At 67.5% G+C, this 20934-nt stretch carries 19 protein-coding genes; 13 read left to right on the plus strand and 6 right to left on the minus strand.

Annotated features, from left to right (window positions below; translation table 11 throughout):
* Window positions 1-32: 32 nt before the first annotated feature.
* The gene (locus tag OOB33_RS24450) at window positions 33-605 is read right to left on the minus strand and encodes a DUF2069 domain-containing protein (RefSeq protein WP_333780334.1); all 573 of its coding nucleotides are present in this window, start codon (window positions 603-605) and stop codon (window positions 33-35) included.
* An 18-nt stretch (window positions 606-623) separates the two neighbouring features.
* Between OOB33_RS24450 and OOB33_RS15990 the strand changes: the two genes are divergently transcribed.
* Window positions 624-1868, plus strand: a complete 1245-nt coding sequence (locus OOB33_RS15990) for a YihY family inner membrane protein (protein WP_271009389.1) — start codon at window positions 624-626, stop codon at window positions 1866-1868.
* 6 nt (window positions 1869-1874) lie between these two features.
* Here OOB33_RS15990 and OOB33_RS15995 read toward each other — a convergent pair whose 3' ends face one another.
* Window positions 1875-2471 (minus strand): helix-turn-helix domain-containing protein, encoded by a 597-nt coding sequence (locus OOB33_RS15995; protein ID WP_171826262.1) that lies wholly within the window; start codon window positions 2469-2471, stop codon window positions 1875-1877.
* Window positions 2472-2612: 141 nt separating this feature from the next.
* On the opposite strand from OOB33_RS15995, the gene kbl reads away from it, so the two are divergent.
* From kbl to OOB33_RS16025, 6 genes are all read left to right on the plus strand, one after another.
* Window positions 2613-3818, plus strand: a complete 1206-nt coding sequence (gene kbl / locus OOB33_RS16000) for a glycine C-acetyltransferase (RefSeq protein ID WP_271009390.1) — start codon at window positions 2613-2615, stop codon at window positions 3816-3818.
* Between the two features lie 47 nt (window positions 3819-3865).
* Window positions 3866-4816 (plus strand): NAD-dependent epimerase/dehydratase family protein, encoded by a 951-nt coding sequence (locus OOB33_RS16005; protein ID WP_171826264.1) that lies wholly within the window; start codon window positions 3866-3868, stop codon window positions 4814-4816.
* Window positions 4817-5039: 223 nt separating this feature from the next.
* Complete coding sequence (locus OOB33_RS16010) at window positions 5040-5828, plus strand: MipA/OmpV family protein (protein ID WP_165794751.1); 789 nt, start codon at window positions 5040-5042, stop codon at window positions 5826-5828.
* A gap of 20 nt (window positions 5829-5848) precedes the next feature.
* Complete coding sequence (locus OOB33_RS16015; RefSeq protein ID WP_271009391.1) at window positions 5849-7141, plus strand: efflux RND transporter periplasmic adaptor subunit; 1293 nt, start codon at window positions 5849-5851, stop codon at window positions 7139-7141.
* A 21-nt stretch (window positions 7142-7162) separates the two neighbouring features.
* Window positions 7163-8437, plus strand: coding sequence for an ABC transporter permease (locus tag OOB33_RS16020; RefSeq protein WP_271009392.1), 1275 nt, complete (start codon window positions 7163-7165; stop codon window positions 8435-8437).
* Window positions 8438-8465: 28 nt separating this feature from the next.
* A complete protein-coding gene (locus OOB33_RS16025) occupies window positions 8466-9131 on the plus strand; it encodes an ABC transporter ATP-binding protein (RefSeq protein WP_102770460.1) in 666 nt (221 codons plus the stop codon).
* 9 nt (window positions 9132-9140) lie between these two features.
* Here the strand turns inward: OOB33_RS16025 and OOB33_RS16030 are convergent, their stop codons facing one another.
* Both OOB33_RS16030 and OOB33_RS16035 read right to left on the minus strand, forming a co-directional pair.
* Window positions 9141-9959, minus strand: a complete 819-nt coding sequence (locus OOB33_RS16030; RefSeq protein WP_271009393.1) for an alpha/beta fold hydrolase — start codon at window positions 9957-9959, stop codon at window positions 9141-9143.
* Between the two features lie 24 nt (window positions 9960-9983).
* On the minus strand, window positions 9984-11294 hold the full coding sequence (locus tag OOB33_RS16035; RefSeq protein WP_271009394.1) for an O-acetylhomoserine aminocarboxypropyltransferase: 1311 nt from the start codon (window positions 11292-11294) through the stop codon (window positions 9984-9986).
* 140 nt (window positions 11295-11434) lie between these two features.
* On the opposite strand from OOB33_RS16035, the gene OOB33_RS16040 reads away from it, so the two are divergent.
* On the plus strand, window positions 11435-11905 hold the full coding sequence (locus OOB33_RS16040) for a CBS domain-containing protein (RefSeq protein ID WP_102770346.1): 471 nt from the start codon (window positions 11435-11437) through the stop codon (window positions 11903-11905).
* A gap of 165 nt (window positions 11906-12070) precedes the next feature.
* Entirely contained in the window at window positions 12071-12568 is a 498-nt protein-coding gene (locus tag OOB33_RS16045; RefSeq protein ID WP_271009395.1) for a DinB family protein, read from the plus strand.
* A gap of 39 nt (window positions 12569-12607) precedes the next feature.
* On the opposite strand, the gene OOB33_RS16050 is transcribed toward OOB33_RS16045, so the two are convergent.
* On the minus strand, window positions 12608-14008 hold the full coding sequence (locus tag OOB33_RS16050) for an APC family permease (RefSeq protein WP_271009396.1): 1401 nt from the start codon (window positions 14006-14008) through the stop codon (window positions 12608-12610).
* Window positions 14005-14919 (minus strand): acetamidase/formamidase family protein, encoded by a 915-nt coding sequence (locus OOB33_RS16055; protein ID WP_271009397.1) that lies wholly within the window; start codon window positions 14917-14919, stop codon window positions 14005-14007. Before OOB33_RS16055 ends, OOB33_RS16050 begins: the two co-directional genes overlap by 4 nt.
* A 342-nt stretch (window positions 14920-15261) precedes the next feature.
* Here OOB33_RS16055 and OOB33_RS16060 point away from each other — a divergent pair, with 342 nt between their 5' ends.
* The 4 genes from OOB33_RS16060 (at window position 15262) to OOB33_RS16075 (ending at window position 20932) form a co-directional block, all read left to right on the plus strand.
* Entirely contained in the window at window positions 15262-17148 is a 1887-nt protein-coding gene (locus OOB33_RS16060) for a pre-peptidase C-terminal domain-containing protein (RefSeq protein WP_271009398.1), read from the plus strand.
* 102 nt (window positions 17149-17250) lie between these two features.
* Entirely contained in the window at window positions 17251-18384 is a 1134-nt protein-coding gene (aroC, locus tag OOB33_RS16065; RefSeq protein WP_271009399.1) for a chorismate synthase, read from the plus strand.
* Window positions 18381-19628 carry an MFS transporter gene (locus OOB33_RS16070; protein ID WP_271009400.1) on the plus strand — a complete coding sequence of 416 codons (1248 nt, stop codon included), beginning with the start codon at window positions 18381-18383 and terminating at the stop codon, window positions 19626-19628. The genes aroC and OOB33_RS16070 overlap by 4 nt, the downstream gene beginning before the upstream one ends.
* 152 nt (window positions 19629-19780) lie before the next feature.
* The gene (locus OOB33_RS16075; protein WP_271009401.1) at window positions 19781-20932 is read left to right on the plus strand and encodes an efflux RND transporter periplasmic adaptor subunit; all 1152 of its coding nucleotides are present in this window, start codon (window positions 19781-19783) and stop codon (window positions 20930-20932) included.
* The last annotated feature ends 2 nt before the right edge of the window (window positions 20933-20934 follow it).

Below are 20934 nucleotides of genomic sequence, written 5' to 3' on the forward strand. Positions count from 1 at the left end.
GAAAATCGATGCGGGCTGAGCAGCCCCGGGGCTCAGGCCTCGCCGCGTTCGGCCTTGGCTGCCGCCAGGCGCTGGCGCACCTGCAGGGCACAGGCCACAAAGATCAGCACGCTGAGCAGCACCTCGGCCGTGGCCAGCCACATGGCCCGGCCGCTTTCGCTGGTGGCGCGCACGGCGCCCTCGGCGAAATACAGCCAGACCATCAGGCTCAGCCAGCGGAAGGTGTAGAGCCGATAGCGCCACAAGCCGGCCATGGGCAGCAGCAAGGGCAGGGCCTTGATGGCCAGCGAGCCGCTGCCCGTGGGCGCCAGCCATAGTTCCCAGGCCAGGCACAGCACAAACAAGGCCATCAGGGCGCCCAAGGCCAGATTGCGGCTCAGCGCCTCCTGCGGGCTGGCTTGGGTGCGCCCGGTGGGCGGTGGCGGCGGGGCTTCGCGCGCAGCCGCACGGGCCGCGGCTTTGGCGGCGCGGGCGGTGGCTTTGGCCGCTCGCTCGGCGCGGCGCTGTTCGGTGGGGCTCAGCGGGATGGGCGTGGCTGGAAGCTCGATGGGAGAGGGTGCATTCGCGCTCTGGGGCGCGTTCGATGGCAGGGGCGGCTGAGACATGCTGGCATCATAGCCAGCATGCGAAAACCGAGTTCCGACCCCCTGATCCAGAGACCGACGCTGGATCAGTTTCTTGTCTCCCTGCAAAACTGGCCCTGGCGCCTGACCGTACACAGCCTGCGCGAACGCTTTCGTGAGGGCCGCCTGGGTCTGACCGCCGGCAGCCTGACCTTCACCACGCTGATCTCCCTGGTGCCGCTGCTCACCGTGATGCTGGCCTTGTTCACGGCCTTCCCGATGTTTGCGTCCTTCCAGGTGGCGCTGGAAAAGTACTTCCTGAAGAGCCTGATTCCCGACACCATTGCCCGGCCGGTGCTGGGCGCGCTGACCCAGTTCGCGTCCAAGGCCAGCCGCCTCGGCACCGTGGGTCTGGTGGCCCTGGGCCTCTCGGCCCTGGCCTTGATGCTGACCATCGACCGCACCTTGAACCAGATCTGGCGCGTCAAGCGCCCGCGGCCGATTGCCCAGCGGGTGCTGGTGTACTGGGCGGCCGTCACCCTGGGCCCCATCCTGCTGGGCGGCAGCCTGGCCCTGACCAGCTATGCCATCACCACCGGCCATGAGCTGGTCAGCACCCTGCCGGTGTCTCTGTCCCTGCTGTTCAGCACGGCGCAATTCTTGTTTCTGTCCTTCGGCGTGGCGTCCTTGTTCCACTATGTGCCCAACACCGATGTGCGCTGGCGCCATGCGCTGCTGGGCGGCGTCTTCGTCACCGTGGGTTTCAATCTGGCCAAGGCCGGCCTCGCTTGGTACGTGAAACAGGTGCCGACCTTCTCTACGCTTTACGGCGCGTTCGCCACCGTGCCCATTTTTCTGGTCTGGCTCTATCTCGGTTGGGTGATCGTGCTGCTGGGCGCCTTGCTGGCGGCCAATGCGCCCAGCCTCAGCAGCGGCATGCTGCGCCGGCCCGAGACGCCGGGCCTGAGCCTGGAGCTCTCGCTGGGCGTCTTGCGTGAGTTGCGCGACAGCCAGGCGCGCGGCGAGGGCGGGCTGACCAGCTTGATGCTGGCCCGCCGCCTGCGGGTGGACCCGCTGCAGCTGGAGCCGGTGCTCGATCAGTTGCTGGACCTGGACTGGCTGGGCCGGCTGGAAGAGGAGGGCGCGCAGCGCCTGGTGCTTCTGTGTTTGCCGCAGGAAACCCTGGCCCAGGCTTTGCTGCAAGCCACGCTGGCCGAACGCACGCCGGGGCTGGCGCCGTTGTGGGCGCGCAGCGGCTGGGAGCGTGTCAGCCTGGCCGAACTGCTGGACGCACAGTCGGCCTGATCACCCTCAGGGGTGCAGCACCACGAGCAGGGCCACGGCCGGCTCGGCCTGCGCATCGCCCAGCGCCGCAAGGTGGCGGATGGCATGCGGTCCGTCGACGGCATAACGCGCGGTTTCGCCGGCGCTCAAGGTCCGGCTGCTGCCACCGGCTTCCACGCGCAGGCTGCCGCTGAGCACGCTCAGGTGCTCGCGCGAACCAGGCTCGTGCGCGGCCGATTCCAAAGCGCCGCCGGGCTGAACCGTCAGCTGATACCACTCGAACTGCCCGGCCAGGTCGATGGGGCCGAGGATGCGCAGCTGGCACAGGCCGTCGGGGCTGCTCATGCCCGGCGTGGCGTGGGCGGCCACGGTTTCAATCGCCGGCGCTGCGGCGCGCTCGCCGCCGAGCAGCTCGGACAGCTCCACCCGCAGCGCATTGGCCAGGCGCCAGACCACGGCTACGGTCGGATTGGCCTGGTTGCGCTCGATCTGGGACAGCATGGATTTGCTCACCCCGGCGCGGCGCGACAGCTCGTCCAGCGACAAGCCCTGGCTTTGCCTCAGGGCTTGCAGGGTGGCGCCGACCTTGGGCGGCTCCAGATGATCCAAACTCGGCACGGACATGACGCTTGACCCCAAAAAGGAAATCCCAGATACTGCACGACAGTTCGATATATCGAACTATGTTCAATTTAGCGGATTGTGCATCAAGCCCAGTGGGGTGAGCCGCCGCGCGCAACGTCAAGCCACACCCAGGAGACCCTCATGGCCAGCAGCGAAGACTTCTACGCCCATATTCGCAATGAACTGGCGGGCATCCGCGAGGCCGGTCTCTACAAGAACGAGCGCGTCATCACTGGCCCGCAAGGCTCGCTGGTGCACACCAACGATGGCCGCGAAGTCATCAACCTCTGCGCCAACAACTACCTGGGTCTGTCCTCGCACCCGGCGGTGATCGAAGCCGCGCACGAAGCCCTGCGCAGCCACGGCTACGGCCTGTCTTCGGTGCGCTTCATCTGCGGCACGCAAGACCTGCACAAGACCTTGGAACAGCGCCTGGCCAAGTTCCTGGGCACCGAGGACACCATCCTTTACGCGGCGGCCTTCGATGCCAACGGCGGCCTGTTCGAGCCCCTGCTCGGCGAGCAAGACGCCATCATCAGCGACGAGCTGAACCACGCCTCCATCATCGACGGCATCCGCCTGTGCAAGGCCAAGCGCTTCCGCTACAAGCACAACGATCTGGTCGATCTGCAAGCCCAGCTGGAGGCCGCCAAGGCGGCCGGCGCCCGCCACACCCTGGTCTTCACCGACGGCGTGTTCTCCATGGACGGCACCATCGCCCAGCTGGACAAGATCCGCGCCCTGTGCGACCAATACGGTGCGCTGCTGGGCATCGACGAATGCCATGCCAGCGGTTTCCTGGGCCAGACCGGCCGCGGCACGCATGAGTACCGCGGTGTGTTCGGCAAGATCGACATCATCACCGGCACCCTGGGCAAGGCCCTGGGCGGCGCCTCGGGCGGCTTCACCTCGGGCCGCAAGGAAGTGATCGAGCTGCTGCGTCAGCGCTCGCGCCCCTATCTGTTCTCCAACACCGTGGCGCCCAGCATCGTCGGCGCGTCCATCGCCGTGCTCGATCTGCTGGAGGGCTCCACCGCCCTGCGCGACAAGCTGGAGGCCAACACCACCTACTTCCGCGAGGCCATCCAGGCCGCCGGCTTCGAGATCAAGCCCGGCACCCACCCCATCGTGCCCATCATGGTCTACGACGCGGTGATGGCGCAAAAGCTCAGCGCCCGCATCCTCGAGCTGGGCGTTTATGCCGTTGGCTTCTTCTTCCCCGTGGTGCCGAAGGGCCAGGCGCGCATCCGCGTGCAGGTCTCGGCCGGCCATGAGCGCGAGCAGCTGGAGCGCGCCGTCGCCGCCTTTGCCCAGGCCGGCCGCGAGCTGGGCCTGATCAAGGCCTGATCAAGGCCTGATTTTCTGAAGCCCCTCCCCGAATTGCACTCAGACCCATGAGCACCCCCAAGATCCTCATCATCGGCGCCAACGGCCAGATCGGCACCGAGCTGGCCCAGGCCCTGGCCCTGCGCCACGGCAACGACAAGGTCATCACCAGCGACCTGGCGCCTGAAGGCCGCGTGCCGGCCCTGACGCACGAGATGCTGGACGCCACCGACGCAGCGGCCATCGCCGCCGTCGTCAAGCGCCACAGCATCACCCAGATCTATCTGCTGGCGGCCGCGTTGTCCGCCACCGGCGAAAAGCACCCGATGTGGGCCTGGGACCTGAACATGAAGGGCCTGCTCAATGTGCTGGAGCTGGCCCGCACCCAGAAGCTGGACCGCATTTTCTGGCCCAGCTCGATCGCAGCCTTTGGCCCCAACACCCCGGCCCTGGACACGCCCCAAACCACGGTCATGGACCCGACCACGGTCTACGGCATCTCCAAGCTGGCCGGCGAGCGCTGGTGCCAGTGGTACTTTGAGAAGCACGGTGTTGACGTGCGCAGCCTGCGCTACCCTGGCCTGATCAGCTACAAGACGCCCCCGGGCGGTGGCACCACCGATTACGCCGTGGACATCTTCCACTCGGCGCTCAAGACCGGCCGCTACACCTGCTTCCTGGAAGAGGGTCAGGCCTTGCCCATGATGTACATGCCCGACGCCCTGCGCGCCACCATCGAGCTGATGGAAGCGCCGGCCGAAGCCATCAAGCAGCGCGGCAGCTACAACCTGGCCGGCGTCAGCTTCACCCCGGCCGAGATCGCCGCCGAGATCGCCCGCCAGGTGCCGGGCTTCCAGATCGACTACGCGCCGGACTTCCGCCAGGCCATCGCCGCCAGCTGGCCGCAGCGCATCGACGACAGCGCCGCCGTGGCGGACTGGGGCTGGAAACTCGAGTACGACCTGAAGGCCATGGCCACCGATATGCTGACCCAGCTGCGTCCCATGCTGGGCCTCTGACTCGCGTGCTGGGTCTGGCGCCAGACTGGATCTGAGTCGGCGGCATCGCAGCGCGCCGACAAATGAAGCGCAGCGCTGCTAAGCTGTGCTGATGCTGCTGAATTCCGCCTCCCTCCGCCCCTCACTCCTGCCGCGGCTTGTGCTGCGATGCTTTCGCTCAGGTTCCGCGTCGAATTCCGCCTTGCCCGCCCGGCCACGGGTCGCTGCGCTGCTGTTTGTGGCAATGGCTGTGCCTGGCTTGTGCCAGGCGCAGGCCGTGCGCGAGGGTGATGCCGCGGGCGATATGCGTTACCTGCTCGGTATGTCCTACCGCTACGGACCGGAGTATTTTGGCGCCCGGCAGAACGGTGGGGATATCAAACCGCTCTGGGCTTTGCGTTGGGGGCGCTGGCGCATTGCCACCTCGGGCTCTTCGGGATTGATGGGTTTCGGCCGCGAAACCGTGGACGGCGGTGCTGGTGCCAGCCGCGAGCTGTTCCGCAACGAGAACTTCAGCCTCGGATTTGGTCTGCGTATCGACAGCGGCCGAGACAGCCGCGACAGTGAGAGCACCCAGGGGCTGCCCGATGTGAAGCGCACCCTGCGTGGACGGGTCTACGTCAGCTACAACCTGGCCCCCGGCTGGCAGCTCGGCGGCAGCTTGAGCCAGGACCTGGCGGGGCGTGATGGCGGCCTTGTCTGGAGTACCGATCTGCGCAAGCAACTCTACCGTTCGGCCGGTGGCGAGCTCAGTGTTGGTATCGGCGTGTCGGGCGGCAATGGCCGCTATATGCAAAGCTACTTCGGTGTTCCTGAAGGGCCGGCGGCGGAGCGCCTGGGTCGCAGCTATAGCCCGGGCTCGGGCTTGCGCGACGCTGGCCTGGGCCTCAGTTACACGCGTTCGATCAGCAAGCATTGGGTCTGCTTCAGCAGCCTGGGCACCGGCCGCCTGCTGGGGACGGCCGCCGACAGCCCTCTCAACCAGAAGTCGGGCTCCTTCAACTGGAGTCTGGGCCTGGCCTACCGCAACTGAGTTCCCCACTCGCTCCCATCATGGATACACCTGTCGCCGCTGCCAAGGCCGGACGCCATTTCCTGCCGCGCTGGGCCCTCTGGGTCTTGGGCTTGTTGCTGATTGCGGTGGCTCTGGGTGTTTGGCAAAGCCAAGGGGGCAAGGCCCTGCCGGCGGAGCAGCTGCAGCGGCGCGATTTTGTGCAGACCGTGGTGGCCAGTGCTCGCGTGGAGGCGCCGCACCGGGTGGACCTGGCGGCGCAGATCACCGGCACGGTCAGCGAGGTGCCGGTGGCGCAAGGGCAGACGGTGGCGCAGGGCCAGTTGCTGGTGGCGCTGGAGGCCAGTGAACTCAGTGCCGCGCAGCGCCAGGCCGAGGCGGCCTTGCAGCAGGCGCAGCTGAACCTGCGTCGCCTGGGCGAGGTGCAGCTGCCGGTCAGCGAGCAGCAGCTGCGCCAGGCGCAAGCCACGCTCGATCTGGCCCGTGCCCAGCTGCAGCGCAGCGAGCAGCTCCATCAACAAGGTTTCATCGGTGCGGCCGCCCTCGATGAAGCCCGCAAGAGCCTGAGCCTGGCCGAAGCCCAGGCGCGTGTCAGTCAGGCCCAGACCCGCAGCCTGCAGCCGGCTGGCAGCGAGCTGGCCCTGGCCCGCGCGGCCCTGAGCCAGGCCGAGGCCGCCGCCGACCTGGCCCGGGCGCGGGCCCGCTACACCCGCATCCAGGCGCCGGTGGCCGGCACCCTGATCGCCCGCAATGTCGAGGTCGGTGATGTGGTGCAGGCCGGGCGTTTGCTGATGACGCTCTCGCCCCAGGGCCGGACCGAGCTGGTCATGTCCATCGACGAGAAGAACCTGCGCCTGCTGCAACTGGGCCAGTCGGCCCTGGCCTCGGCCGACGCCTACCCGGAGCAGCGCTTTGCCGCGCGCGTGGCTTATATCAACCCGGGCATCAATGCCCAGACCGGCGCGGTCGAGGTGCGCCTGGCGGTCGATGCGCCACCGGCCTATCTGCGCCAGGACATGACGGTCTCGGCCGACATCGAGGTCGGCCGGCGCCAAGGGGCGCTGCTGCTGGGCCTGGCGCAGCTGCATGAGGCGTCGGGCCAGAAACCCTGGGTCTGGCGCGTCGATGCCCAGCAGGGGCTGCAGCGGCGCGAGATTGAGCTGGGCCTGCGCAGCGGCGGCTGGGTCGAGGTGCTGGGTGGTTTGGCTGAAGGTGACGTGGTGCTGCAGGCTGCGGCTGCCGATGCTGCGGGTCTGAAAGCGGGCGACCCTGTGCGGCCAGTGTTCGCCAAGCCGACAGCAGCCGCACCAAGGTCCTTGCCCGCCAGTCGCTGAAACAGGCGCTGATACCTGACCATGCTCAAGTCCTGGCAGCCCTTTGAGTGGATCGTGGCCCTGCGCTTTCTGCGCGAAGGGCGGCTGCAGACCCTCTTCATCATGACCGGCGTGGCCATCGGTGTGGGCGTGATTGTCTTCATGTCGGCCTTGCTGGCCGGTTTGCAGGGCAACTTCATCCGCCGCGTGCTCTCGGCCCAAGCCCACATCCAACTGCTGCCGCCGCAGCAGCACACGCGCGAGCTGCGCGGCGAGCGTGAGCTGGGGCCTGAGGGCCAGCCCGGCGCCGTGGTCGGTGCCATCGTCCAGCCGCCGCTGCAGCGGCTCAAGTCCATCGACCAGTGGCAGGCCGTGGCCCGGCAGGTGCAGGCCATGCCGGGCGTGCGGGTGGTCAGCCCCCAGGTCAGCGGCTCGGCCCTGGTGCTGCGCGGCAGTGCCAGCCGCGCGGTGTCGCTCACCGGCATCGAGCCAGCGCTGTATTACCGCATCGTCGATCTTGGCGACAAGCTTCTGCGCGGCAGCGCCCAGCTGGGCAGCGGTGACATCCTGATTGGCAGCGAGCTGGCCGCCGACCTGGGCCTCGATGTCGGCGACAAGTTGCGCCTGAGCACCAGCAATGCGGCCAATCCCGGCGCCGCACCCAGCCTCAGCACCTTCAAGATCGCCGGCATCTTTGACCTCGGCAACAAGGGGGCCAATGAACGCAGCACCTATGTGCCGCTGCGCACGGCGCAAAGCTTGCTGGGCCTGCCCGGCGGCGTCAGCAGCCTCGATGTGACGGTCGAAGATGTCTATGCCGCCGAGCGCATGGCTCAGCGCATTGCTGCGGAAACCGGCGTGCAGGCGGACAGCTGGATCAAGGCCAGCGCTCAGTTCTTCTCGGCCATCAGTGCTCAGTCGACGGCCAACACGGCGATTCGGTTTTTCGTCGGCCTCTCGGTCGCCTTCGGCATTGCCAGCGTGCTGGTGGTCGTGGTGGTGCAAAAGTCGCGTGAGATCGGCATCTTGCGCGCCATGGGCATTTCGCGCGGGCAGATTCTGCGGGTCTTTTTGTTGCAAGGTGGTTTGCTGGCCTTGGGCGGCGCGCTGATCGGCTGCGCCATCGGCGCGGCGGCCTTGCTGGCCTGGCAGCGCTTTGCGCGCAATGCCGACGGCACGCCGCTGTTCGCGCTCAGCCTGGACCCGCAGCTGTTTGCCCTGGCCTTGCTTTTGGCCAGCATCACCGGTTTGCTGTCTGCGTTTGCGCCGGCCCTGCGTGCGGCACGGCTTGATCCCGTGGTGGCCATCCGTGGCTGAGGGCGCCGATCGCAGCGCTGTGGTGACCATGCGCAGCGTGCGCAAGGTCTTCAATCCGGGCACGCCATTCGCCAGCGAGGTCTTGCACGGCATTGATCTGGACTTGAGCCGCGGCGAGTTCTGCGCCGTCATGGGCCCCAGCGGCTCGGGCAAGAGCACGCTGCTCAATATCGTCGGCTTGCTGGACCGGCCCAGCAGCGGCGAGCTGAGCATCTGCGGCGAGAACACCGTGGGTCTGGACGATCATGCGCTGACCCGGCTGCGCGGCCACAACATCGGCTTTGTCTTCCAGTACCACCACCTGATCAGCGCCTTCACCGCGCTGGAAAACGTGATGCTGCCCCTGCTCGGCGCCAAGGGCCGGCCCGATGCGGCCATGGCGGCGCGGGCGGCCGAGCTGATCGATCAGGTGGGGCTCACGCCCTGGCGCGACAACCTGGCCAACAAGCTCAGCGGCGGCCAGCAGCAGCGCGTGGCCGTGGCCCGAGCCCTGGCCATGAAGCCGGCCCTGCTGCTGGCCGACGAGCCCACCGGCAACCTCGACACCAAGAGTGCCGATGCGGTGTTCGAGCTACTGCGCCGGGTCAACCGTGAGCAGGGCACGGCCGTGCTCTTCGTGACCCACAACCCCGAGCTGGCCCAGCGCTGCGACCGCACCATCCTGGTGGTGGACGGCATGATCCAGCGCGGCTGAGCCGCGGCTTCAGCGCAGCGCCTGGCGCAGGGCTGCCAGCATCGCGTCGGGCGCCTCGGCCATCATCGAATGGCCGGCGGGCAGTGTGTGCACGGCCGTGGGCACCTGGGCTTTCAGCGCTTCGATCAGGGCTTGCGCCTGCTTGGGCGCCGTCATCTGGTCTTGCTCGCCGAGGATGAAATGCGCCGGGCAGCGCACCCGGGCCGCAGCCTCCAAGCCGCCGGCATAGCTGTCGCAGACGCGGAAATCGTGCTCGAAGAGATTGAGCGCGGTCTGCCCGTTCTGGATGCGGCTCTTGAGCGCCAGCTCGGCCCCTTGCAGCCAGCTGCCGGGGCCGGGGTAGCCAGGTTTGCTGGCCCAGCTGGCGAAAGAGAAGGTGTTGACCATGGCAATCGCCTGCTCGGGCGCCGTGCGGGCGGTTTCCAGCAGGGCGGGCGAGACCTTCATCGGGTAGGCCGTGCCCACCAGCACCAGGCGGCTGACCTGCTCGGGCGCGCGCGCGGCGGCTTCCAGCGCGATCAGCGAGCCCATGCTGTGGCCGACCAGTGCGGCGGGCCGGCTCAGGCCTGCCGCCTGCATCAAGGCCAGCAACCATTCGGCCATGGCCGGCATATCGGCCAGCGGCGCTTGCCCGCGGTTGCGGCCATGGCCGGGCAGGTCGACGGCCAGCACCGCATGGCCGTGGTGGGCACACCAGCGCGCCAGCAGGGTCCAGACGCTGTGGTCGTTGAGGGCACCGTGGATGAAGACCACGCAGGGCAGGGTGGGGTCGAAGGGCTTGCCGCCGGTGTAGGCGTAGCTGGGCTGTTCGTGGACGTTGAAGAGCATGGTGGGGGTCTCGGTGGCTTCGCTTCAGCGGGCTGCGATCTTGAGCGCGCGCTTCAAGTCGGCGATCAGGTCCTCGGCGTCTTCCAGGCCGATGGACAGGCGGATGGTGCCGGGCGTGATGCCGGCCTGGGCCAGGGCCGCATCGTCCATGCGGAAATGGGTGGTGCTGGCCGGGTGGATCACCAGCGAGCGGCAGTCGCCGACATTGGCCAGGTGGGAGAAGATCTTGAGCGCTTCGATGAAGCGCCGGCCTTGCTCGCGGCTGCCTTGCAGATCGAAGCTGAAGACCGAGCCGCAGCCGCGCGGCAGCAGCTGCTGGGCCAAGCCATGGTCGGCGTGGCTGGCCAGGCCCGGGTAACCGACACGGTTGACCTGGGGCTGGGTGGACAGAAACTCGGCCACGCGGCCGGCGTTCCGCACATGGCGCTCCATGCGCAGGGACAGGGTCTCGATGCCTTGCAAAATCAGCCAGGCGGTGTGCGGGCTCATGCAAGCGCCGAAGTCGCGCAGGCCCTCGCGGCGCGCGCGCAGCAGAAAGGCGCCGGTGCTGCTCTCCTCGCTGAACACCATGCCGTGGAATCCGGCATAGGGCTCGCAGAGTTCGGCAAAGCGACGGCCGCTGCTGCGCTCGAACGCGGCCTGCCAGTCGAAGCGGCCGCTGTCGACCAGCACGCCGCCGACCACCGTGCCATGGCCGGACAAAAACTTGGTGGCCGAGTGCATGACCAGATCGGCGCCCTGGGCGATGGGCCGCTGCAGATAGGGCGTGCTCAGGGTGGCGTCCACCAGCAGGGGCAGGCCGGCCTCGTGGGCGATGGCCGCGACGGCCGGGATGTCCAGCACGTCCATGCCCGGGTTGCCCAGGGTCTCGCCGAACAGCAGGCGGGTCTCAGGCCGGATGGCGGCGCGCCATCCTTCCAGATCGCCGGGCTTGACGAAGGTGGTCTCTATGCCGAAGCGCGACAAGGTGTAGTGCAGCAGATTGTGCGAGCCGCCGTAGAGCGCGCTGGAGGCGACGATGTGCGAGCCGGCCGCGGCGAGGGTGGAGATGGCCAGGTGCAGCGCCGCCTGCCCGCTGGCCGTGGCGATGGCGCCGACTCCGCCTTCCAGCGCGGCCATGCGTTCCTCGAACACGGCCGTGGTCGGGTTGGAGATGCGGCTGTAGACATGGCCGGCGCGCTCCATATTGAAGAGCGAGGCGGCATGCTCGCTGTTCTCGAACACGAAGGAGGTGCTCAGATGCAGGGGCGTGACGCGCGCGCCGGTGGCGGGATCGGGGGCCGCGCCGGCATGCAAGGCCAGGGTGTCAAAGCCAGGGTCGCTGTAACCGGACATATGGACTTTCGTGGTGTTGAATGCGCGGATTGTGTGCTATGTTCCCAAGCATCCTGCGGCGCAAGGTGCCGGGTCTTGCCGACAGTGCAGCAGGTTGTGTTAGGCAGTGGCAGGCAGTGACAACGAGGAGAAAGCTGATCATGAAAGTCGTCGACATTTTGCGCGTCAAGGGCGGCACGCTGTTCACCGTCACGCCCGACGAATTGCTGGCCGTGGCCGTGACCGCCATGGCCGAACGCGACATCGGCTCCCTGGTGGTGATGGAGCATGGCGATCTGGTCGGCATGCTGACCTTCCGCGAGGTGATCGCGGCCATCGTGCGCAATGGCGGCACGGTCGGCACCTCCCTGGTTCGCAGCGTCATGGACGACCATCCGCTGACCTGCACGCCGGAGACTGAAATCGACGAAGTCCGCCGCATGATGCTGGGCCGCCACGCCCGCTACATGCCGGTGCTCAACGGCCGCACGCTGATGGGCGTGATCTCCTTCTACGACGTGGCCAAGGCTGTGGTCGATGGCCAGGATTTCGAAAACCGCATGCTCAAGGCCTACATCCGCGACTGGCCGCTGGAAGACAACCCGGCCGCGGCGGACGAATCCAAGCTCTGAGCGGCAGGCGCCTGAACGCCAGCTGCGCCTTCGGCTGCCTGAGCTGGCCTGAATTTCACTCCTGCTTTCACACCCACAGAGAAGCGCGGCTCGGCCGCCTTCTCTGTTTTGTTTTTCCAGCCTCGGCCGACCGGTGCCAGGCGATGTGCCGAAGGACGTTCCGCCATGACCAGCCTGCAGCAACTCTTTGCCCAGAAGTCCTGGGCCAACCAGGAACTGTTTGCCGTGCTGGCGGACGTGGATGCCAGCCAGCACGCCGAGGCGCTGCATGCCGCACTGCGCATGCTCAACCACATCTACGTGGTGGACCGTATCTTTCACGCCCATCTCAGCCAGCAGGCGCATGGCTACACCCGCAGCAACACCGATGACACGCCGAGCCTGGAGGCCCTGCAGTTCGAACAGGCGGAGCTGGATGCGTGGTTCGAGCGTTATGTCGCCGAACTCTCGCCCGAGCAGGCGGCCGAGCGCCTGCGCTTCCAGTTCACCGATGGCGACACCGGCTGCATGAGCCGGGAGGAAATGCTGCTGCACCTGATCACCCATGGCGCTTATCACCGCGGCAATGTGGGCCAGATGATCAAGGCCATCTCGGTCGCGTCGCCGCGCGATCTGCTGACCCGTTTCCTGCACCTGAGCGAGCCACAGCGCCGCCAGGCCTGAGCAGGCGGGCAGGCGCGCGCGGGTGCCGGCCGACCGGGGTCAGCCCGCCAGCTTCAGCGTGCCGTGCCGGCCACGGCCGAGTGTGGCCCACCAGAGCAGCCCCAGGCCCAACCAGGCCAGGCCCAGCTTCATGGCCGCACGGTCCTGCCCGTAGAGGATGAAGAGCAGCACGGCCAGGCCCAGGGCCGGCACCAGCCCATGGCGCAGCCAGCGGCCGCTGCGCTGGCGCAGCAGGAAGTGCCAGATCACGGCCAGGTGCAGCAGCACAAAGGCACTGAGCGCGCCAAAGGTGACGAGATTGGTCAGGGCGGCAGCGTCCTCGAGGAACAGCAGGGCCACGGCCAGGGACACGGCAGCCACCAGCCAGGTGCTGGTCTGCGGCGTCTGGCGCTCGGGGTGCACGCGGGCCAGCCAGCGTGAGCCGGGCAGTTGGCCGTCCCGCGCCATGGCGTAGAGCACGCGAGACACGGCTGCCTGCGCGCTCAAGGCATTGGCCACGCCCCAGGCCAGGGCGGTGGCCACCGCGCAGCTGATGAAGAGGCTGCGTCCGCCGGCCAGTGCGGCGATGTCGTAAAAGGCGCTGTCGGCGCTGGCCGGCTTGAAGTCCGGCCCGGCTGCCAGGGCCAGTTCGCTCGCCAGCCAGGTTTGGGCGATGAAGCAGCTGCCCATCAGGAACAGCACCCAGAGCGTGGCTCGGCCGATCGGGTTGTCGCGCGGGCGCGCGGGGTCGGATCTGACCTCCTCGCTGAGTGTGGAAATGGCATCAAAGCCCAGAAAGGACAGGGCGGCGATGGCGGCGGCACCGGCCACCCAGTTCCAGTTCAGCTGCGGGCCCTGGATGGGGCGCAGGCTCAGGCCCGTGCCGCCCGGCCCGAGCAGGGTCCACAAGGCCAGCGCCATGAAAACCGCCAGCACCAGCAGCTGCAAAGCGAGAAAGACCCGGTTGGCACGGGCGGTCAGCTCGACACCTCGCAGATTGATGGCCGTGCACAGGGCGATGAAGGCCAGCACCCAGCAACCGGCGGGCAGGGCGGGCCAGAGGGCTTGCAGCGAATTTGCACTGACCACAAAGAGCAGGGCGGGCACCAGGATGTAGTCGAGCAGGAGCAGCCAGCCGGCCAGAAAGCCGGCCAGCGGGTGCAGGCCGCGCTGGGTGTAGGTGTACGCGGATCCGGCAACGGGAAACTCTTGCGCCATGGCCGCGTAGCACAGCGCGGTGAAGACCATGGCCAGCAGCCCCAGGCCATAGGCCAGGGGCACCAGGCCTTGCGAGGCGTCGGCCACATAGCCGTACACGCCGAAGGGCGCGATCGGCACCATGGCCACCATGCCGTAGCGCAGCAGGTCCTTGAAGCCCAGGGCCCGCTTGAGTTCCTGCCGGTAGCCGAAGTCGGCCAAGTCTGGCGATGCCGTGAGGCCTGGCGGGGTCGAGCGGCTCACAGCGCAATCCCCAACTGCTGCAGCAGCGCTTGCGGCATCTCGAAGCGGCAGGTCTTCTTGGGGTCGACGATCTGGCAGATCTGCAAATTGCCGGCGATGCTCATCAGGTTCACCGCATCGACCTCGCTCATGCGGCCGTGCTGCGTCAACAAGTCCACCATCTGGCGGCTGGCCAGAAGGGCGGCCTCATCGAGCTGCACGGCGGAGCCCAGGGTGTAGGCATGGCTGGGCGTGCTCAGCAAGGGCAGGGGCCAGGGCTTGCCGGCCTCGGGCTTGATCACGCGCAGGCGCACGCGCACCTCGCCGGCCACCTCCAAGCCGCAGACCGACACCTCGCCATCGCCCATGGCCGCATGCAGATCGCCCAGGGCCAGCAGGGCGCCCGGCACCTGCACCGGCAGGTAAAGCGTGTGGCCGGCGCTGATCAGCTTGCAATCCATATTGCCGCCATGGGCGTCGGGGGTGCCGCAGGACACGGGCTCGCCGGCCGGCGCCGTGCCGATGACGCCGATCATGGGCCGCAAGGGCAGGTGGATGCCGCCGGGCATCAAGACCTGACCCCCTTCGATGGCCATGCTGCGGATGCTGGCCTCGGTGAAGCGGTCACCGAGAATGCCCAGGCCCGGCGCTGTCACCATCACGGCACGCTCGCCCACCTCGATGTGTTCGATGTCCACGGCCAGCACATCGCCGGGTTCGGCGCCGCGCACGAAGACCGGGCCGGTGGCCGGGTTGATGCGGGCCCAGTCCACGCCTTCAAACGGCGTGTCTTCACTGACGATCTGGTCCTGGAAGCAGTCGCAGGTTTCGAACAGCAGCCGCTCGCCGCTGTCGACGCTGAGCACCGGCGGGTTGTCGCGCGACATGGCGTAGATCACCTGCTCGCGCGAGATTCGATGGACGCTGCTCATGGGCTTCTCCTCCTGCCAGTGTGTTGGGCTTGTGGCCTGCGCCTGGACTCTACGAAGCGGGGCGGAAGCTGGCCATCGGGGGCGACCCTTTGCATGCCAGCGGCATCGGTCCCGCAGCGCTCGATCCGCGAACGTCAAGCGCACGTGTATCCGTGGAAGATCGAAAGTAGCTCCGCGATCGGACTTTCACTTTCTGCCTGCCGAGCCAACAGGCCCTGTCTCAATCTGGCCCACGGGCCCCGACCCTCTGTCAGATGTTTCTATGTTCAAGCGCGGCTGCGCTGAGGACACTGCGCAGCCTCGGCTCCGGCCGACGGTCCACATCTACCTCTGGAGACCCCCATGCCTGCCCACAAGACCCCATTCAAACTCGCTCTGCTTCCGGCTGCGGCCTTGATCCTGAGTGCACTGTCCAGCATGAGCCTGCCTGCGGCTGCTCAAGACGGCGCTGTCGCGAGCACGGCCGTGCTCAATCTCGGCAGCGGCGAGCAGTTGATCGAGGCGCTGCGCCAGCAACACCGTGGCAGCAGCAGCCCCTTCTTCCGCACTTTCGGCAACGAGTCGCTCGCAGTGCAGATCCAGGACTTCTTCGACAAGAATGGTCTGGTGTCCATCTCCGGCCATGCCCTGGGCAACAGCAACTCGGTGTTCTTCCTCAAGGGCAGTGCCAAGAGCCTGGGTGGCTATCTGGCGTTGCATGACAAGCGCAAGGCCTTTGAGTTCAGCAGCGGCAGCGCCGATGGCGCCAAAGGTCAAGTGCTGGTTCGCGAAGTTCCTTACACCGTGGTCTATCCCGACTTTGACGAAAAGTTCCAGCACGACTATGAGCGCGCCCAGAACGTCACCACATTGGCCGTGGCCGCGCCGGTCTACAGCCCTATGGCTTTGCGCCAAGCACCGCACATCGGGCCCTATGCCAATCAGGATGTCACCCAGCTGGAGAGCAAACCCGGCAGCCCTTGGGTGTTCTATCTCAACACCACGGCCGTCATGAGCGGCAGCACGCCGCTGAACGGCGTGACGAAAGAGCAGATGTACCGAGCCTGGCAATCGGTGGCCGACCAGTACTCGATGTTGAACATGAACGTCACGACCAAGCGCTCGGTCTATGACGCGGCGCGCACGGCCAACACCTTGCGCACCGGCATCATCAACTTCATCAACCAGGATGGTCGCTCCTTTGCGCCGCTGCGCTCTTTCGGCACCACCTCGGCCGGCACGCTTTACCGCAACCCCTCGGCCGGCTTCGACTACGGCTATGGCATCGGCATGACCGGTGCGCACGAGGTGGGTCACCAGATGGGCATGTCGCATGACGGCGGCGGCAGCGGTGGTGAGTACTTCGAAGGCATCCCGGCTTACCAGTGGGGCCCCATCATGGGCAACTACTGGATGGGTGGCTCCTGGGTCAACCAGCTGTTTACATGGAGCCGTGGCGAGTACAGCACCGCCAACAACCAGGAAGACGATTTCCGCATCATGACGGTCAATGAGTCGGTGCCCTATGTGGCCGACGACAACGTCAACGGCAAGCCCCTGCAGCTGCGCGCCGGGGGGGAGATCAACCCGCTGGACAACTGGGGCCAGATCGAACGCAACACCGACAACGATCTGTTCACCTTCACGGTCGCCAATGCCGCGACCCTGAACCTGCGGGTGGACCCGATCGAGTACTTGCGCATGCTCGATGTCGAGGCGCAGATCCTCAACAGCAGCGGCCAGCAGGTGGCGCGCAGCAATCTGGCGGTGAATCGCTCGGCCGAGTTCAGCAATCTGCAACTGCCTGCCGGCAGCTACTCGATCAAGATCCAGGGCGGCGCTGAGGGCACGCCGCAGAGGGGCTTCTCGAACTACTCCTCGGTTGGCCTTTATGCACTCAAGGGCACGCTCAGCGGCGGCGTGCCCGACACGCCACCTACTCCGCTGAGCAATGGCGTGCCCCTGGCCAACCAGAGCGGCGCCACCGGCAGCTGGAGCTACTACGCCATCACCTTGCCCAGCGCAGCCTCCAAGCTGACGGTCACGCTCAAGGGCAGCAACGGCGATGCCGACCTCTTTGTGCAGAAGACGGCCAAGCCCAGCACCAGCAGCTATGCCTGCAAGAGCGATGGCTCGACCAGCAACGAGAGCTGCGCCATCACCGCGCCGACGGCGGCCACCTACATCGTCGGTGTGCAAGCCTATGCGGCCTACAGCGGCGTGACGGTCACGGCCACGGTCACGCCGTGATGGTGCTGTGATCGCGGCATGAGCGCAGCATGAGCGCGGGGCAGGCTGGGCTTCACCCGGCCTGCCCGTAGAATCCTGCGCTTCAGGCAGCACAGGATTCCCATGTCAGGCAGCACTTTCGGCGAATTGTTCCGCGTCACGAATTTCGGCGAGAGCCATGGCCCGGCCATTGGGTGTGTGATCGACGGCTGCCCCCCGGGCATGGCCCTCAGCGAAGCCGACATCCAGCCCGAGCTGGACCGCCGCCGCCCCGGCACCAGCCGCCATGTGACCCAGCGCAACGAGCCCGATGCCGTCGAGATCCTCTCCGGCGTTTTTGAGGGCTACACCACCGGCACGCCCATCTGCCTGCTGATCAAGAACACCGACCAGCGCAGCAAGGACTACGGCAACATCCTGGATACCTTCCGTCCGGGCCATGCCGACTACAGCTACTACCGCAAATACGGCCTGCGCGATCCGCGCGGCGGCGGCCGCTCCTCGGCGCGCCTGACCGCACCCATGGTCGGCGCCGGCGCCGTGGCGCGCAAATGGCTGAAAGAGAAATTCGGCACCGAGTTCCGCGGCTGCATGACCCAGCTCGGCGAGATCGAGATCCCCTTCGAGGGCTGGCAGCATGTGGGCGACAACCCCTTCTTCGCCGCCAACTCCAGCAAGATCGCCGAGCTGGAGGCGTATATGGATGCGCTGCGCAAATCCGGCGATTCGGTCGGTGCGCGCATCCGCGTGGAGGCCACCGGCGTGCCTGTGGGTCTGGGCGAGCCCTTGTTTGACAAGCTCGATGCCGACATCGCCTACGCCCTGATGGGCATCAACGCGGTCAAGGGTGTGGAGATCGGCGCCGGCTTCGGCGTCGTGGCCCAGCGCGGCAGCGAGCATGGCGACGAGCTGACCCCGCTCGGCTTTGCCAGCAACAACGCCGGTGGGATGCTGGGTGGCATCTCGACCGGGCAGGACATCGTGGCCTCCATCGCCATCAAGCCGACCAGCTCGATCCGCAACCCCAAGGCCTCGATCAACCGCGCCGGCGAGCCGGCCGTGGTCGAGACCTTCGGCCGCCACGACCCTTGCGTGGGCATCCGCGCCACACCGATCGCCGAGGCCATGCTGGCCCTGGTGTTGATGGACCATGTGCTGCGCCACCGCGCGCAGTGCGGCGATGTGGCCCTGCCGCTGGCGCCGATCCCGGGCGCCCGCCCCAGCGCCGCCGCAGGCGCGGACGGATTGGCTGAATGACCGAGCCGCTCAGCGGCTCCGGCAGCTTCGGTCTGCCACGCGGCGGCGCTTCGGCCCGCACTCTGGCCGCCAGCGCGGCGCTGTCTTGCGCCTACTTCGCCGCCATCGGCGGCTTCAACCCCTATGCCCCGCTTTGGTACAAGGAGCTGGGCCTGCCGGTGTTTGCCATCGGCTTGCTGGTGTCCTTGTCCAGCTGGACGCGCCTGTTCGCGCCCTACGCCTGGGGCGCGCTGGCCGACCGCACGGGCCAGCGGGTGCAGATCATCCGCTGGACGGCCCTGGCCAGCTGCATCGCCGGCGCCGGTTTTTTGCTGCCGCCTCAGCTGGCGACCCTGGTGATCGCCACCTTTTTGATGTTCAGCTTCAACGCCGCCATCGTGCCGCTGACCGAGACCGTGGTGGCCAGCCATCTGAGCACGGCCGATGGTGGCATGGACACGCGCCGTTATGGCCGCGTGCGCATGTGGGGCTCGATCGGCTTTCTGGCCACCGTGGTGTTGGCCGGCTGGTGGTATGAGCATTTCGGCATGCGCTGGTTTGCGCTGACCACCTTTGCCTTGCTGGCCCTGGTGGTCTTGATGGCCTGGCGCATGCCGCTGCAGGCGCGGCCCAGCCCGGCGGCACGCAGCGCGGCAGCCGTGGCGGAGGGCAGCGATTCGGTGCTGGCCGTGTTTGCCCGGGCCGAGGTGCGCTGGTTCTTCCTCGGTGTGTTCCTCACCGTGCTGGCGCATTCGGCGCTGTACGCCTTTTTCAGCCTGTTTCTTGATGCCCTGGGCTACAGCAAGCCGGTGATTGGCGGGCTGTGGGCGATCTCGGTGGTGGTGGAGATTTTCTGGTTCGCCTTCTCGGGCCGCTTGCTGGAGCGAGCCACCCTGCACCACTGGCTGGTGGCGGCGTCCTTGCTGGCGGCCCTGCGCTTTGCCATGACGGCGGCCTTCGGAGCCAACCTCGGCCTGCTGCTGCTGGCCCAATGCGGCCATGCCATCACCTTCGCGGCCCAGCACACGGCCTGCATCGCGCTGATCACGCGTTACTTCCCGGGCCGCTTGCGCGGCCGGGGGCAGGCCTTGTACTCGGTGCTGGGCTATGGCTTGTCGGGCGTGCTGGGCAGCTTGGGCGGGGCCTGGCTGGTCGATCACCTGGGCTATGCGGCGGTGTTCTGGGCCGCTTCGCTCTGCGCCCTGGCCGGAGCCTTCTGTGGCTGGCGCAGCCTGGTCTGCGAGGCACAGCAGACCAAGTCCTGAGCCTCACACCCGCCCCGGCCCGCACGGGCGGTCGTGGCCAAAAGCAGATCGGTGCTGGCTTTTGGCGTTTCGTCGCATCCCGCCCGCGCTCCATGAGGCGCCTTCCTACACTGCGGCCACTTTGTGGTTTTGACAGATGAATGGGGGACTCCATGCGCAAACAATGGCTTGTTGGTGGAATTGCAGCGGTGCTGCTGGCCGGAGGCGCGGGCGTGACGGTGTGGGCCAGCAAGGGCGGCGACACGCCCAAGAAAGAGGCCGAGGCCGGGCCGGCCAAGGTGACGCTGGAGTTTGTGCCGCATGAGGTGGTCAAACCGACCCTGACCCGCATGCCAGCCCAGATCGAGTTTTCGGGCCCGCTGGTGGCGCCCAACACCGCCATCGTGCGGGCCAAATCCAGCGGCACGCTGCTGAGCCTGGCCGTGGTCGAGGGCAGCCGTGTGCGTGCCGGTCAGGCCCTGGGCCAGATCGATCTGGAAGAGCTGCGCTTTCGCATTGCCGAGCGCAATGCCAGCGTCGAATCGGCCCGTGCCCAGTTGGAGCAGGCCGAACGTCAGTTCAAGGCCAACCAGGGCCTGGCCGACCAGAAGTTCATCGCCAGCACCGCGCTGGACACCTCGCGTGCGGCCCTGGAAGCCGCGCGCGCCCAACTCTCCAGCGCCCGTGCGCAGCTCGACACGGCCCAGGTGACCCTGCGCCAGGCGGCCCTGGTGGCGCCGATCAGCGGCGTGGTGTCCAAGCGCCATGCGGTGGCTGGCGAGAAGCTGGCGCCCGAGCAACAGGTGCTCAGCATCGTCGACCTGAGCCGGCTGGAGCTGGCCGGCCTGGTGGGCACGCATGAGGTCAGTCGCCTCAAGCCCGGCCTGACGGTGCAGATCAAGGTGGAAGGCCATGAGGCGCCCGTCCAGGCCCGCATCAGCCGTATCGCTCCGGCCGCCGAACCGGGCACGCGTTCCATCGGCGTGACTCTCGAGCTGGCCAATGGCAAGGAAGAGTTCCGTGCCGGCCAGTACGCCGTGGCTCGCGTCGAGCTGGCCGATGAGGCCCAGCGCCTGACCGTGCCGGAAACTGCGCTGAGCAGCAATGGCGGCCAGGAGCAGGTCTGGTTGATCGAGAACGGCGCCCTGGTGCGCCGCATCGTCACCACCGGCCGCCGGGACGCGAGGGAAGGGCGGGTCGAGGTGCTGCAAGGCCTGACACCGGCGGCCCAGGTGCTGTCGGCGCGCTTCGACAATCTGCGCGAGGGCGCCAAGGCGACCGTCGTGGCGGCCAAGACCAAGGTGGCTGCGGCCACCGCACCCTGAGC

Source organism: Paucibacter sp. B51 (genome assembly GCF_027863535.1).
GTDB lineage: Bacteria > Pseudomonadota > Gammaproteobacteria > Burkholderiales > Burkholderiaceae_C > Paucibacter_A > Paucibacter_A aquatilis.